Consider the following 14,489-nt stretch of genomic DNA (forward strand, 5'->3'; position numbering starts at 1 on the left):
TTCAATTCATTCTTGTCCTCAAATTTAAGTGTTTGCTTTTTAGATTTAGTAAAAAAATATATAATTTTTCTAGTCATTTAGTCAAAAAACATATTCTATTTTGTTTTAAACTATATTTATCTTTTTTATTTCAACAGATAAGATAAATCACTAGCCAACGTCGGATAACCCATGATCATTTGTGTAAGGTCTTTTTTTCGCATCTTTTGGTTGATTAATAAGTTTAACGTATTGATTAAGTCATCTGCGTGTTCACTTAATACACTGGCACCGACTAAATATCCCTTTGTGTCATAAATCAATTGTGCTCTGGCAATTGGCTCGTTTTCTCGTCGATAGGTAAACCAGCTAGTCATATCGATTTCTTCCAATTGATGCTTTTCAGTAAGTTGATTTTTTATTATTCCTACTTGAGCTAGTTTGGGACTAGTAAAGACAATCGTAGGGATATTCGGATAACTGATTTTTTCAGCAGAATTTTTAGTTAAATAATCAGCAATGTAATTTCCTTCAAACGTTGCGACTGGTGTTAATTTAGGTTCTGTTCGTGCTACAATGTCTCCACATGCAAAAATAATAGGATTTGTTGTTTGCAAATATTCATTTACTACTATCCCCTGTTTATTTACTTCTACATTTGCTGCTTCAAGGTTTAAACGCTCAATATTAGGTTGACGTCCAGTTGCACAAAATATAGCATCCGCTTGTAATTCTTTGATTTGGGATTGTAATTGATAACGATCGTCTACTTTGACAATACGTTGAGAATCAAAGTCAAAAACAAATTGAATCCCTGCTCTTTCCATTTGCTCCACCAATTGCTTCACTAACTTCTCTTCAAACGCTTTTAATGGACGCTGATTATGGTGGACGATGGTTACTTTACTGCCAGCAGCATGAGCAATCATTGCTAATTCAAACGCAACATAGCCAGCGCCAATAAAAATAATTTCCTCAGGTAACTCAGTTAATGATAAAAAATCAGTACTTGTTTGCAAATATTGATTGCCTTCAATGGGTAAAATGGCCGGCCTTTGTCCTGTGGCAAGGACGAAGTGAGTAGCTGTAATGGTTTCTTCACCCACAACTATGGTATGTTCATTAATAAAGTGAGCTTTTCCTGATAAATAATCAATATCGGCAGAGGCTAACTCAGCTTGACGATTTTTTGAAACTGGGTCTGTGAATGTTCGTTTAAAGGCTTGTAGTGCTTGCCAATCCACAAGCGGTACTTTTGAAAATCCTTTCCCTAACAGTTGTTCGACACGTTTTTTTGTTTCAAGCCCATTTAATAAGATTTTTTTTGGATCGCATCCACGATTTGGACATGTGCCCCCCCAAAGATTTTCTTCAATGACTAACACTTGCTTACCCGCTTCTTTTAATCCATAGGCAGCACTTAGACCAGCGACACCTGAACCAATCACGATTTCATCATATTTTTTCATTTTCCCTTTCCTTTCTGCTTAAATATGTCAAGATATCTTTTCTAGTCACTTCACCTATCCATTCGTTATTTTCTTGAATAGTTATTATTTCGTGTTGACTCAATAATTTATAAACTTCATTCAAAGGTGTACTTAAATAAACAAATGGCTGATTGGAATGGTGCTGGTTTTGTGAATAGCATTTAGCTAAAACCAAATCTTTGACAGTTTGTTGTTTTTGCTGAATCGTTTCATCAAAAAAACTTCGCACAAAATTGTTCTTTGGTGAGGCCAGTAATTGTTCGGGAGTGTCACACTGAATAAGTTCACCATCTTTCATAACAGCGATTCGATCCCCTAATTTTATTGCTTCATCCATATTATGTGTAACAAATACAATAGTTGTCCCTAATTCTTGGTGTAATGACAAAACAAGATCTTGCAATGAGCTCCTTGACAACGGGTCCAATGCACTGAAAGGTTCATCCATTAAAATCACTTCTGGACTAGCTGCTAGTGCTCGCAGTATGCCGATTCTTTGTTGTTCGCCACCTGATAATTCTTGAGGCATTCTATTTCGATAAATTTTTGGATCCAGTCCTACTTTCTCAAGTAATTGATCAACTACCTGCTCTCTTTTTTTTCTTTCCCAACCAATCATTTCTGGGATGACTTCAATGTTTTGTTTCACTGACATTGTTGGAAAAAGTGCTATTTGTTGTAACACATAGCCCATTTGCCATCTCATTTTCTGCAGGTTATATTCTTTTAAAGATTTTCCCTTAAAAAATATTTCACCAACACTCGGCTGAGAAAGACCATTAATCATTTTGAGCGAAGTTGTTTTTCCACTACCAGAAGGACCAACTAATACGAAAATTTCCCCTTCATCAATTGACAGACTTAATTCTTTAATTGCATATTTCTCTCCGTATTTTTTTTGTATTTGCTTAAATTCAATCAAACGATTCATTTATTTTCCTCCTTCAGTAGGCCTTCTTTTTTTAAGAATGTCTGTGCTACTTCTGCAGGTTGTTTTTTTTCTACATTCACTTGATAGTTCATTTCAATCATTTGCTCTTCGGTGATCTTGCCTGAAAGTTTGTTTAACGCTTTAACAATCGATTGATGTTCGTTAGCAAAAGTCGTGGTCATCAATGGTGCACCTTGATAAGCTGGAAATAAACCTCGGTCATCTTCCAAGGTTACTAGGTCATATTGTTTTAGCTCACTATCAGTTGAATAAGCATCCACCACATTTACCTCGCCATTGTTTATCGCCTGATAGCGTAAACTCGGCTCCATACTTTGAACACTTGGAAAATTCAGTTGATAAGTTTTTTGAATTCCTTTATAACCGTCAGACCGATCGATAAACTCTAAAGTAAATCCTGCTTTGATTTGATTTTCAACCATGGCTAGATCAGAAATTGTTTTTAAATTATTTTCTTTGGCAAATGATTTTTTCACTGCCAAAGCGTACGTATTTTGATAAGCCATTGGTTGTAAAAGCTTCATATCAAACTGTTTGCTTAACAATAAATCTGCTTGTTCATATGTTTCTTTTTTATCTAATTGTTTCCCTTTTAAAGCATCGGGCACCTTCACCAAACTCTCTAAAACTGTTCCAGTAAACTCAGGATAGATATCAATTTGTTGGTTTTCTAGTGCACTAAAAAGAAAGCTTGTCTTGCCAAAATTTGGCTTTAAGTCAACTTTAGCATCTGTCTCATTTTCAATTAATGCTTTGTACATTTGAATCAAAATATCTGGTTCAGACCCAAGTTTACCAGCAATTGTAATCTTTTCCTCCTTAAAAACACCACTTTGGTATAAAGAGGTACCTCCAATTCCTAAAAGAACAATAAATAATGTCATCACAGTGTATCTAGGTTTTAGATATTGTAAAAGACGGATCAAACTACTAAAAATAATCGCTAATAAAGCGGAACTAATAGCACCAATCAATGTTAACACTGGCGTATTACGATCGATTCCTAATAAGATAAACGTTCCTAACCCACCGGCGCCAATTAAAGCTGCCAAGGTAGCCGTACCAATAATTAATACTAATGCTGTACGAATACCGGAGATAATAACTGGTAACGCGATAGGTAATTCTACTTTGAGCAAACGTCTCATTCTAGACATGCCAAACGCTACAGCAGCTTCTTCAATGGATGGATCAATTTCACTAAGTCCGATATACGTATTTTGAAATATCGGTAACAATGCATAAATAACTAAAGCAATTAGTGCAGGTACTGTGCCAATACCAACAAATGGAATCAACAAACCTAATAAGGCAAGTGATGGAATCGTCTGAAGCACACTGGTTATTTGTAATAAAACCTCGGCCATTTTTTTATGGTTAACTGACCAAATCGCTAGAGGAATCGCAATAATGATCGCAAGCAATAAGGCGATTAATGAGATAGATAAATGCTGAAATGTAGCGGTGATTAGTTCGTTCTTTCTTTCAATAAGAGTTTGGATAAAATTATTCATAGTCCCTTCCTTTCCACGTTAATTTAAGTATAAACATAGTCTAAATAATTCCCAAATAAGTTGTCTCAAAAGAAAACCTACGATGCTTCCCTTATTGTTAAATGATCAATAAATACCCCTAATCCTAGCATGTTAATGAGAACACCAAAACACTTGGTAACTATTAGTTTTTTTTGATGACTACTCCAATTTTAATTGGAGCAAAACAACTTTTTATATCTACATAAATACATGACTTTACTAATGTTTACTGATGTTAGCGTGAAAATCTACTTTTTGAAGACTACTAATTCAATCTTAGTGTACGAAAAAAGGAGTGGATTTCTCCACTCCATAAAAGTCTAACTTTTTGAAAAATATTCCACTCAAAAGGTGACTTTTCACATTTTATAAAAATAAAACAGCCAGCAAAGTTGAAACCTCGTGGGGGAGATATTTTTTCTGCTGGCTTGTTCATTAGTTATTATACTGCAATTTCCTACTTTGTATTAAAAAAGTAATAATTGATCATTTTAAACTCATAAACGTTGTATTTTTCTCTTTTTTTCCTCTTTTTTCTGTTTTTAGATTGAAATTCTCACAAGATTTGTTTAAAACTAATTTAAATAATTAGTTTTCCAGAGTCCTCTTTCAGTCCATATAATGGATAAGTTTGATGATCTTTTTGATAAACAATGTCTTTCTCACGATTTTTCATTAAAAACAGTAATAGTTCGTTTAGCGAAAGAACGGACTTTCTTTCTTCAAAAGTAAGGACACATTGATTCATCTGGTTTGTTCGAATACTCGTTAGTGGTACAATCTGCTCCTCTTTGTTTAAATAGATTCCTTTGTACTCTCTTTTCGTTGGCGAATTGGTTATCAGAGTTAATAAATCTGCTGCACGCATCGTGGGCTCCTTTGTAATGATGATATTTTTTTACAAGATTTTTCCATTTCTCTCTTGAAGATTATCGATCAGCAAGTATAATAAAGAAGTTGCTGAAAATTTTCATAAAAAAAGAGGATAGACATGAAAAAATTAAAATTATTTACAGATCTAATTGGTATAATCTTTGGCGCTGCGATTTATGGATTAGCGGTAACCGGAATCAATATTCCTGCAAAATTAGCAGATGGTGGCGTGACAGGAATTGCCCTTTTATTGAATAACTTATTTGGTTTTGCACCTTCTATTACCTCGCTGATTTTTAACTTGCCATTATTGTTGATCTCTTTATTTATTTTTGGAAAACAGGCTTTTCTTCGCACGATCATTGGCACGTTTTCTTTAGTATTCTTTTTACATCTATGGGAAGGGTTGCACATTCATTTTGCTGTACAAAGCCTTTTAATTAATAGTTTAATGACAGGTGTGTTATCTGGTATCGGTTGTGGTCTTGTTTTTCGCTTTGGTGGAAGTACAGGTGGTACAGACATCATTTATCAAGTATTTGAAAAATATTTCCAGATCAAAATTGGAAAAAGTTTATTTCTCGTTACTTTCGGTATCTTGATTGTCTCATTATTATATTTAGATATTATACATTTTATTTATACACTAGTTAGTTGTTCTATCTTGTCTTATACTTTGAATAAAATAAAATATCTTGATATTACTAATCCATTTAAATTTATTTCTTCTGCTAGAGAAAACGAAACAATCAAGTCTTTTGATTCTGCAGAATAAAAGACATCAATTCCTTAGAAACTTTTACTATTTTTTTAATGACCAAAAAGCTTTTGTCCTTTTTGGTCATTTTTTTATTTTAGCGAAAGCCACCAGTGATCACTACTTTTCCTTGTACTTTTCCCGATTCTACCTCTTTCGTTGCCTGCTTTAATGTATCAGCGGATATTCCTTCTTTATATACTTTTCCTAAATTGGTATGAATTTTATTTTCTTCGATCAATTTTGTGAGATGAATTAATATCTCCCCTTGTGTCTCAATCTGTTTTTCATGATCTGTTTTTGCAAACATGTATTCCCAATCAAAAGTGACAGACAAATTTTTAAACTTTGATATATCAATAGGCTCATCGACCCCCACAATCATGCCAATATGTCCCATTGGTTGAATGATTTCTACAAGTTCTGTTAAGTAAGGACGAATATCAAATAATACAGCGACAGCATCTACTTTATCCATGCCAACTTTTTCTAACTGAGGTTTTACTGGTTGGTGATAATCAATTGGGTAGTCTACACCATTGGATTTTAACCACTCAAAGTTTTTTTGACTGGCTGTAGCAGCAACTTTTAAACCACACCATTTTGCTAATTGCGTTAAAATCGAACCGACTCCGCCACCACCGTTGATTACGAGTATGTTTTTAGTCGTATTGGCTACTTCTTTTGGTATAAATTGAAACTTTTCAAAGAGTAGTTCATAAGCTGTAATCGCCGTTAATGGTAATGCAGCACACGCTTCATCCGTTAAATTGTTTGGAGCCTTTGCCACGATACGTTCATCCACTAACTGAAATTCCTGGTTACTTCCTGAACGCTTAGATGTGCCCGCATAATAGATGCGATCTCCTATAGCATAGTCTTTAACCTCAGAACCTTTTGCTACTACTTTACCTACCGCATCAAAGCCTAAAACAGTTAACGTATTCTTCTTAACTGCTTGGTGTCTAAATTTTGTATCAACCGGATTTACCGAGACTGCTGACACTTGCACTAATAAATCTCGATGTTTAGGAATTGGTCGTTCTGTTGTTTCTTCAATAAAACTATGTGCATCTGAAATGGGTAACCCTTCATAAAAACCAATCCGTTTCATTCTTTTTTTCATTGTTAATTCCTTCTTTCATTCAAATAAAAAGACCTGAATCCATCCTAACGGCAAATTCAGGTTTTCTATCATTTAAAATAACTATTTTCTCCCAAAGAATTCCCTTGGTCTTCAATCAATCCTTGAAGTGATCTTTCTAAAACACCATGGCCTTTTTCTTTTTTTCTTTGATTCAAAGGTTCCTTTTCAACCTTATTAAATGGTTTGACAGAAGGTTCGCCTACTTTTTTTTCTTGATATGGAACTAATTCATTGTCAAATAACAAATAAGAATCCTTACTTTTTTTCATAGAACGAACTAATTCATTCTCTGAAATTTTACGTGTTTTTGGATCTGGAATAATCGATGCTGGAACATACTTTGGAACAAAATACGTTCGTTCTCTCCCAGGATTTTTAGGGTTTTCTGTGTAAGAACGACCCATTGAATGCTTCTGATTGCTTTGTTTTGATGTGGTTCCTTTGGTCGTTTTAGAATGTGGTTGAACAAACGTTTCGTTATTTGTAGGAACACGATAATCAGAGAGTTTTTCTTTCCGGTACACGAGTTCTTCTTTTGGATTTTTTTTGTTTGACTTGCTCAGATTTCGGCGTTTTCGTTGCTCTTTGCCTTCGTTTTTTGCAAAGTGAAATTCTTGCATTTGCTCAAATAAAGGTTGACTATTCATCTCTGTCAATAAGTCATCTTGTCCATCAAATAAAACACGTTTTTGATTTTTTTCTAACTTTACCCCAGTTTCATCATCATAAGCAGGAAAACGAAAATGTTTTCGACTAATTTCTTTCATTTAAACCATCCTTCTCATCCATGAGACTTTTCTCAATGATAGCACAATTTATTCATTTACAATAGTGACCACAATTGAAATTCACTGATCAAATGTTATTTCGTCGTTTCACGGATAATTAACTCTGGGAAAAAACGCCGATATCCTTGGCTTTCCCCTTTTGCTGCAATTTTTTTGAGCAACATTTCTCCACAAACTTCACCCATTCGAACAATATCCTGTTTGACAGTCGTTAACTTAGGCGAACTGATTTGATCTAAAAAAACACCATCAAAACCAATCACTCCAAATTCTTCTGGAACTTTTCCTCTTCCTTTTACGATCCCTCTAACAATACCTAAAGCTAATCGGTCAGAACTACAAATAAAACATGTTTTTTTGTTAAACCGATGCCAATGATCAATCAGGTAATTTTCTGCCATTGTCGAATGATTGGGAAAACGCAAAATTTGAGAGGCTAACTTAGCCTCTTTCATGACAGAAATATAGCCTGCTTCTCTTGATAATTCAAAAGGTTCATCTTCATCGATACCGATGTAAATAATGGTTTCATACCCACATTCTAACGCATATTGTGAAGCTTTCGCCGTTCCATAATGGTTATCACTATCTACATAATCATAACCAAACCGATTTTCTCCGAATAAGATGACAGGCTTTTCTAAACGATCAATCCAATCAAAATCTTTCTCTCTTACTCCAGTGATAATATAGCCATCACAAGACCCTACGTCAAATGCATCATTTGTTACTAATTGTAGAGAATAATGGGCTTTCCCAATACATTTTGCAATTCCCATCAATAAATTCATATAATAGGGTTCTGTTGTATCAATTTCTTCTAAAATAAACAGTTTGATGATCTGTGAGCGATTAGAGACCAACGCTTTAGCTGCAATATTAGGTCGATAGTCTAACTCTGCCATAGCAGAAAATACTAATTCTTTTAATTCATCTGTCACTTGTTCAGGATGATTAATCACGCGCGAGACTGTCATTTTGGAAACATTTGCTTTTTTAGCAACATCAGCTAACGTTGGCATAGACTACTCCTTTCGTGAAAAAAATTTTTAATTTTTGTTGTTTTTATTATAGCAAATTTTGTAGCAATAAAACTCAGTAATTTTACAATTAATCAGCAAGACCTAAATCGTTTTTATCTTCTCTACAACATTAAGAATAAAACAAGCCAAAATTCCAAGAACCTTTGTTAAGTTTCTTGAAATTCTGGTTCTGGTCTATTTTATAAAAGATACACGGTTCAGGTAATCATCCGTTTCATTCATTTATTTTTCATTGATGATTCCCTCTTACAATTTTCTTTTATCTATTTCTTTTTTAGTCATTTCATTGCTTCTGCTAAAAAATCTGCCGCAAGTTCCATCAATGGGATTTTCACCATATGTCTTTCCGTTCGTGAAAAATCAAAAACAATTCCCATTCCATAAGATTTGTATTGATTTTCATTCACAAAATCATTGGTTTGTTGAAAAGGTATCTTTTCATCTTTCACGCCATGCCAAAAGTAAAGCGGACGACCGGCCAATTTTTCCGGTTGCAAAGATAAATCATATGTAGGAACCCACGAAATTAAATCAAAGTAATCTTCTGGTAGTACATAGTGAAATTCATTTGCTCTTTTGTAGATCTCTTTTCCATATTCAAGTGGTGCTGGAGAGCCCATCAAACAAATCCCACCAACCAATTGCGGATGTTTGGTCAACAAAGCACAAGTCGTCATGCCCCCCATTGAGACCCCACCTACTGCTATTTTTTCATGTAATAGGCCACGCTGGTTTAAATGATCGAGTAAGGTATCAAATTCAAACAAGTTACCATAGATACTATTCCAAAAAGTAAAGGAGGGAATTGAAGAAACTGCTTGTTTTCGTTCACCATGATTCATCGCATCTGGCAATAACACACGAAATCCTTTTTTAGCAAACTTCCTTCCTTGAGTCAAAACCAGCTCTTTGCTTGTTTGCCAACCATGATAATATATAATTATTGGTATTTTTTCATTTCTTAATTCTTTTAAAACAACTTCGAGTAATGGAATATTTTTAACTGTACGCTTTAATAGGATTGGATTCACTAATTTACTCACCTAATTTCATCAAAATGGTTGAATGAACGATTTCACACAAACTAACAACAATTTGAAAAACACTAATTATACCGAATAAAATGACAAACAGATTGATCACTTTTGCAAATAAAAGAAGCGTGCAAAGCCCAGCCATACCAAGTCCCAAAGAAAGCAAAGGATAAATAGAAAAATTCAAAAAACTGGCAAAACTTCCAAATACATTTCCTATAAATATAATAGTAAATAAAAAAATACTTAAAATTAAACTATCGGTCAATGATAGTTGAAAGATAATATTATTAGCTACAACTGGTTGATTAATTGAATATAAATCTAAGTATCCGCATGATAAAATACTTAGAATATGAGTGGTTCCTATCGCTCGATTGATTGTTTTCATAATTATCACCAACTCTCTTTATAATTCTATTATAATCGTTTTATCATTTTTTAGAACGAAAAAAGACTTATTTTTCATTTTTTCTACTTTTATTAAATAAAGGAAGGAAAATGAAGGATTTTCAATGATTGATTTTCAGATGTTCGCTATGATTTTTCTTATTAATTTTGCGTATATTCCATTAAACACACTTCGATTTATGTCAACTATAAAAGGCTATGGATTGGCTCCACTCGTTAATATGGTAGAAATTATTATTTACATGGTTGGATTATCGCTTGTTTTGGAACGTCTGGACATTCCTATCCATTTCTTTATGTTTTAGGATACACAATAGGGATTAGTAGCGGGATAGTTATTGAAAACAAATTAGTATTAGGCTATAGAAGGATCACAACGATTTTACCCGCAAATAGTTTGGGAGAACAATATATATCAAATATTTTAATCAAAGAAATTGAGTCAAGCACATTTATCATTTCGTATGTACCAACATATATTTCTGGTGGTTTTTGGACAAAAAGTACGAAAGCATCAAATGAAAGAACTTTTTAACAAATAAAATGAAAAAAATGAAATTTATACTATAAAATGAACAATACTTTTTATTTTCATTAAAAACCATCGACATATACTCATCATTTTGTTATCATATATCATGATTAACACTATTTTTATCAGGAGAATATATGGAAACGAAACGAAATACAAATACTTTTTTACATGTAGGAACTATTTTTGCTCTATTAACGCTCTGTTTATTTATATGCTATTCCTATTTCCGCTCTTCCGATGCACCTTGCAATGCATTTGGTTGGCTATTACTGGATCAACCTGGGCTAAATCAGTTAGATGAGAGTCAATTTTTATTAATACTTTCATCCATTTGTGCTTTTGTTTTTTCTTTATCTTTTAGAGCTTTTATGGTCTATCAATTACCTAAGAGGATGAATGAAGCCGCGAATTTCTTCGTTGTGTTAAAAGCCTTGTCTTTACTCAGTACGTTCTTTTACTCATTTAACCAAAATTCACTTTTCTTTTTTATCATAAATGGTTTAGTCGTAACTTTATCTCTCTTTACCTATTTTATTTTTTCATTGATGTATAAAAAGTTACAATTGCCTTTTCTTATGCAAGCCATCCCATTTTTTTGTTTTGGTTATAGTATTTTTTCATTCCTTGTATTAGCGCTAGCACCAACTTTTGATCCAGCAAATATTCAAATGACAAGTAACTTTTTAGAATTACTTTTTATTTCATGCCTCGGATTTATGATGTGGAAAGTAAGAAAAACAGTCCAAGACAAAAATATTTAATCGTCTTGAACTGTTTTTTTATTTTATTTGACGTAGGTAAGAAAAATCAGTTAATAAATGTTGGTTGATGAGACATTCGTACACTTTCCTTTTTATATAAGCTTTCTCTTCTACCGTTTGCCCATGTGCTATTTTTGGAAAATCAATCGTTTTTATTTTAGATTCAATCATAGGAATCGCTAGCTGCGTTTTTTCTTCATTCTCAACTATTTTAGTTTCTATTGTCTTTGTTAGTACTAAAGAATCATAAAAGATACTAGGACGTCGACGCTTATACTTATTTGCTTTTATTCGGTCAATAATTACTTCTACTTGATCGAAATAATACATTTCATTGACATCTCCAATTAGCTTAGCTAAACGTTCAAATTCTACGGGCATTGCTATTTGCTTTTTTTGCAGATAAAAATAATTAGCTAGAGAAAAGGTCAAACTATCGTGATAATTCAACGATACCCATTGATAGGTTTGATTACCAGCAACATGTTTACTTATTGGTAATAAATATTCCACTGTCGCATAAAAATAACTGCTTTTCGATTCAAAACAGTAAGACCACATTTCTTCTCCCATAACGAGCTGTTTTTCTTCTTGTGAAAAAGAAACTAATTTTTGTGTCATAAGAGAAGTGGCTTCTTCTATTTCTTTTTGGAATTTACTTTCATCAAAAATTGGAAAATTTAAAGAGTAGCGACGATTTTCACGTTTTAATAAGTTTTCATCAATAAGCTGATCAAGAAAAGCTTCAAATTTTCGTTGCGGAAAAACAGCTTTCAGTTCTCTTAAAATAATATCCTCATTTTGATGTTGATACATGTAATCAATTAATAAAGGGAAAAGATCATGCTCAACTAATTTCCCCAATTTCTCTTGTTTATTTTTAGAATAAAAATAGTTCATCTTTACTTTCTCTTTTTCCTTTTCATGTTTTTATTTTTACTAACTAAAAAGCAGGATAAATGTCTTACTGACTTTATCCTGCTTTTTTCATTCAACTCTTAATTTGTGACCGAAATAAGTTTCAACAATTCCTATTGTTCCGGCGGTCAGTTTAGGATATTTTCAAATGTTTAACTAAAAACAGCTGTTAGTTGTGGTACTACTTGTTTCTTACGTGAAACAACGCCTTTTAATAAAGCTCGATTGTTCGTTAATTTGACTTGGAAAGCTTCTTCTACTTTTTCCAAACCAGTACCAGCCACTAAGAGTTCAGAATCGCTATCTAAAATATTCGTGACAACTAAAACAAATAAATCATACCCATTTTTAGACATTTCATCAGCCATTGCTTCTTCAAGTTCCTTTTGACGCGCCATCACTTCGTTTAAATCCACTGTATTGACTTGCGCGATTCGAACATTTTTACCACCCATTGGGAAGCTTTTCGCATCAAGGTCAAGTAAAACTGCAGCAGTTTTATCACTAAGATTCGTTCCCGCTTTTAACATGTCTAGTCCATAGCTTGTTACATCGACTGCGGCAATTTCAGCAAGCTCTTTTGCTGCAGCTTCGTCTTCTGATGTACAAGTTGGTGATTTGAATAACAACGTATCTGATAAAATCGCAGATAACATGATCCCGGCTATTGCTTGAGGAATTTCTACTTGATGCTCTTTATATAATTTCAAAATGATTGTACTTGTACACCCAACAGGTTCTGCACGATAGTATAGTGGATTTGCTGTTTCAAAATTTGCAATACGATGATGATCAACGACTGCTAAAATTTCTGTTTCTGCAATATCAGCAATACTTTGTTGAAACTCGTTATGATCGACGAGCATAACTTGCGCTGCTTCTTCTTTAGCAGAATGAACAACACGAGGGGCAGGAAGTTTGAAATAGTCTAAAGCAAATTGTGTTTCTTCATTAGGTGTTCCTAACGCAACTGCTTCCGTTTCTTTTCCTAATTGATTTTGCAAATGTGAGAAGGCAATTGCAGCTCCAATTGCATCGGTATCTGGATTTTGGTGACCAAAAACTAAAATTTTTGACATTTGTCTCGCTCCTTTGTGATTTCTCCTATTTAATAATAGCAAAAAACGGAAAAGAAGCAATACTTATCTTCTTTTCCGTCCTTTTCTATCTATTAAGATAACCTTTATATTCTTCCACGTGAAGCAAACGTTTCGCATTTTCGACTCGTTCTTTTGTCGGCGGTTCGATTCCTTCTAATGGATATTCTAGCCCTAGGGTTTCCCACTTATATTTTCCCATTGTATGATAAGGTAAGATTTCTACTTTATCCACATTTTCCAAGGTTTTAATAAAATCATCTAAGCGAATCAAATATTCATCATAATCACTGCGTTCAGGTACTAAAACATGTCTGATCCAGACTGATTTATTAATTTCAGAAAGATATTGTGCCATTTCTAGTATATTTTCATTACCCCAACGTGTTAATTTCTTATGCTCTTCATTGTCGATATGTTTAATATCAAAAAGCAGCAATTCAGTATATTTCATCAATTCTTGAAAACGAGAAAAGAATGGCTCCTCACGTGTGAATGGTTTACCACATGTATCTAGAGTCGTATGCATTCCACGTTCTTTGGCTTTTTTAAACAACTCAATTAAGAAATCAATCTGCAATAACGGTTCTCCACCGCTGACTGTGATTCCCCCTTCTGAGCCCCAATAAGAACGATACCGTTCCGCTTGGTCTAACAGTTCATCTGCCGTATATTCTTTTCCTCCACCTATATTCCATGTATCAGGATTATGACAAAATTCACAACGCATGCGACAGCCTTGCATAAAAACGACAAATCTAACACCCGGTCCATCTACTGAACCAAACGTTTCGATCGAATGAACATAGCCAATTGTTTTATCTTCCATAAGGATCACTTCTTTTCTTTAATTTCATTTTCATTCAAAATACACTTATTGTTTTATTACGATTGAAAAGATGAGGGCAAGAACATCTAATTGTTCTGCCCTCAAATTTTTTATTTTTGATGAAAGTCAATGGTTTTACTTCGTGACTTCCATTAGAGTAATTGATCAAAAGCGCTTATTCTCTGCTTGTTCTGCTTGATGCAGACCAGCCTTTTCACGACCTCTTGGTAAACAGTGTTCAAAGGCTTGCATCTGCGACAATAAGCCCAAACAGAGGAAAAATATGAGAAGCTATTTTTCTCTGTTCGTTCTTATTGCTTGATTCAGACCAGCCTTTTCA

Annotated in this window: 14 protein-coding genes and 1 pseudogene; 3 read left to right on the forward strand and 12 right to left on the reverse strand. The window is 33.6% G+C overall.

Annotated elements, in window-relative coordinates:
- Window positions 1-125 precede the first annotated feature (125 nt).
- From EVI01_RS07135 to EVI01_RS07150, 4 genes are all read right to left on the reverse strand, one after another.
- On the reverse strand, window positions 126-1,448 hold the full coding sequence (locus EVI01_RS07135) for a dihydrolipoyl dehydrogenase family protein (protein WP_010751212.1): 1,323 nt from the start codon (window positions 1,446-1,448) through the stop codon (window positions 126-128).
- Window positions 1,435-2,400, reverse strand: a complete 966-nt coding sequence (locus EVI01_RS07140; RefSeq protein ID WP_010751213.1) for an ABC transporter ATP-binding protein — start codon at window positions 2,398-2,400, stop codon at window positions 1,435-1,437. Before EVI01_RS07140 ends, EVI01_RS07135 begins: the two co-directional genes overlap by 14 nt.
- The gene (locus tag EVI01_RS07145; RefSeq protein WP_010751214.1) at window positions 2,397-3,935 is read right to left on the reverse strand and encodes an ABC transporter permease/substrate-binding protein; all 1,539 of its coding nucleotides are present in this window, start codon (window positions 3,933-3,935) and stop codon (window positions 2,397-2,399) included. The genes EVI01_RS07140 and EVI01_RS07145 overlap by 4 nt, the downstream gene beginning before the upstream one ends.
- A gap of 601 nt (window positions 3,936-4,536) precedes the next feature.
- The gene (locus EVI01_RS07150; protein WP_010751215.1) at window positions 4,537-4,824 is read right to left on the reverse strand and encodes a hypothetical protein; all 288 of its coding nucleotides are present in this window, start codon (window positions 4,822-4,824) and stop codon (window positions 4,537-4,539) included.
- Window positions 4,825-4,947: 123 nt separating this feature from the next.
- On the opposite strand from EVI01_RS07150, the gene EVI01_RS07155 reads away from it, so the two are divergent.
- Window positions 4,948-5,604, forward strand: a complete 657-nt coding sequence (locus EVI01_RS07155; protein WP_010751216.1) for a YitT family protein — start codon at window positions 4,948-4,950, stop codon at window positions 5,602-5,604.
- Between the two features lie 79 nt (window positions 5,605-5,683).
- On the opposite strand, the gene EVI01_RS07160 is transcribed toward EVI01_RS07155, so the two are convergent.
- From EVI01_RS07160 to EVI01_RS07180, 5 genes are all read right to left on the reverse strand, one after another.
- On the reverse strand, window positions 5,684-6,712 hold the full coding sequence (locus EVI01_RS07160; protein ID WP_010751217.1) for a zinc-binding alcohol dehydrogenase family protein: 1,029 nt from the start codon (window positions 6,710-6,712) through the stop codon (window positions 5,684-5,686).
- Between the two features lie 68 nt (window positions 6,713-6,780).
- Window positions 6,781-7,500 (reverse strand): hypothetical protein, encoded by a 720-nt coding sequence (locus EVI01_RS07165; RefSeq protein WP_010751218.1) that lies wholly within the window; start codon window positions 7,498-7,500, stop codon window positions 6,781-6,783.
- A 95-nt stretch (window positions 7,501-7,595) separates the two neighbouring features.
- The gene (locus EVI01_RS07170; RefSeq protein ID WP_010751219.1) at window positions 7,596-8,543 is read right to left on the reverse strand and encodes a LacI family DNA-binding transcriptional regulator; all 948 of its coding nucleotides are present in this window, start codon (window positions 8,541-8,543) and stop codon (window positions 7,596-7,598) included.
- A gap of 299 nt (window positions 8,544-8,842) precedes the next feature.
- The gene (locus EVI01_RS07175; protein ID WP_010751220.1) at window positions 8,843-9,595 is read right to left on the reverse strand and encodes an alpha/beta fold hydrolase; all 753 of its coding nucleotides are present in this window, start codon (window positions 9,593-9,595) and stop codon (window positions 8,843-8,845) included.
- A 4-nt stretch (window positions 9,596-9,599) separates the two neighbouring features.
- Window positions 9,600-9,989, reverse strand: coding sequence for a hypothetical protein (locus tag EVI01_RS07180; RefSeq protein ID WP_010751221.1), 390 nt, complete (start codon window positions 9,987-9,989; stop codon window positions 9,600-9,602).
- Window positions 9,990-10,113: 124 nt separating this feature from the next.
- Here EVI01_RS07180 and EVI01_RS07185 point away from each other — a divergent pair.
- Window positions 10,114-10,544, forward strand: a pseudogene (locus EVI01_RS07185) (DUF5698 domain-containing protein).
- A 134-nt stretch (window positions 10,545-10,678) separates the two neighbouring features.
- On the forward strand, window positions 10,679-11,305 hold the full coding sequence (locus tag EVI01_RS07190; protein WP_010751223.1) for a hypothetical protein: 627 nt from the start codon (window positions 10,679-10,681) through the stop codon (window positions 11,303-11,305).
- Window positions 11,306-11,323: 18 nt separating this feature from the next.
- Here EVI01_RS07190 and EVI01_RS07195 read toward each other — a convergent pair whose 3' ends face one another.
- The 3 genes from EVI01_RS07195 to pflA all read right to left on the reverse strand — a co-directional run bounded on the left by EVI01_RS07195 (window position 11,324) and on the right by pflA (window position 14,149).
- Window positions 11,324-12,205 carry a DUF1803 domain-containing protein gene (locus EVI01_RS07195; protein WP_010751224.1) on the reverse strand — a complete coding sequence of 294 codons (882 nt, stop codon included), beginning with the start codon at window positions 12,203-12,205 and terminating at the stop codon, window positions 11,324-11,326.
- A gap of 170 nt (window positions 12,206-12,375) precedes the next feature.
- The gene (locus EVI01_RS07200) at window positions 12,376-13,302 is read right to left on the reverse strand and encodes a manganese-dependent inorganic pyrophosphatase (RefSeq protein WP_010751225.1); all 927 of its coding nucleotides are present in this window, start codon (window positions 13,300-13,302) and stop codon (window positions 12,376-12,378) included.
- Window positions 13,303-13,387: 85 nt separating this feature from the next.
- Window positions 13,388-14,149: a pyruvate formate-lyase-activating protein gene (gene pflA / locus EVI01_RS07205; RefSeq protein ID WP_010751226.1), complete on the reverse strand. Its 762-nt coding sequence runs from the start codon at window positions 14,147-14,149 to the stop codon at window positions 13,388-13,390.
- Window positions 14,150-14,489 lie beyond the last annotated feature (340 nt).

Source organism: Enterococcus villorum, from assembly GCF_007990225.1.
GTDB classification, from domain to species: Bacteria; Bacillota; Bacilli; order Lactobacillales; family Enterococcaceae; genus Enterococcus_B; species Enterococcus_B villorum.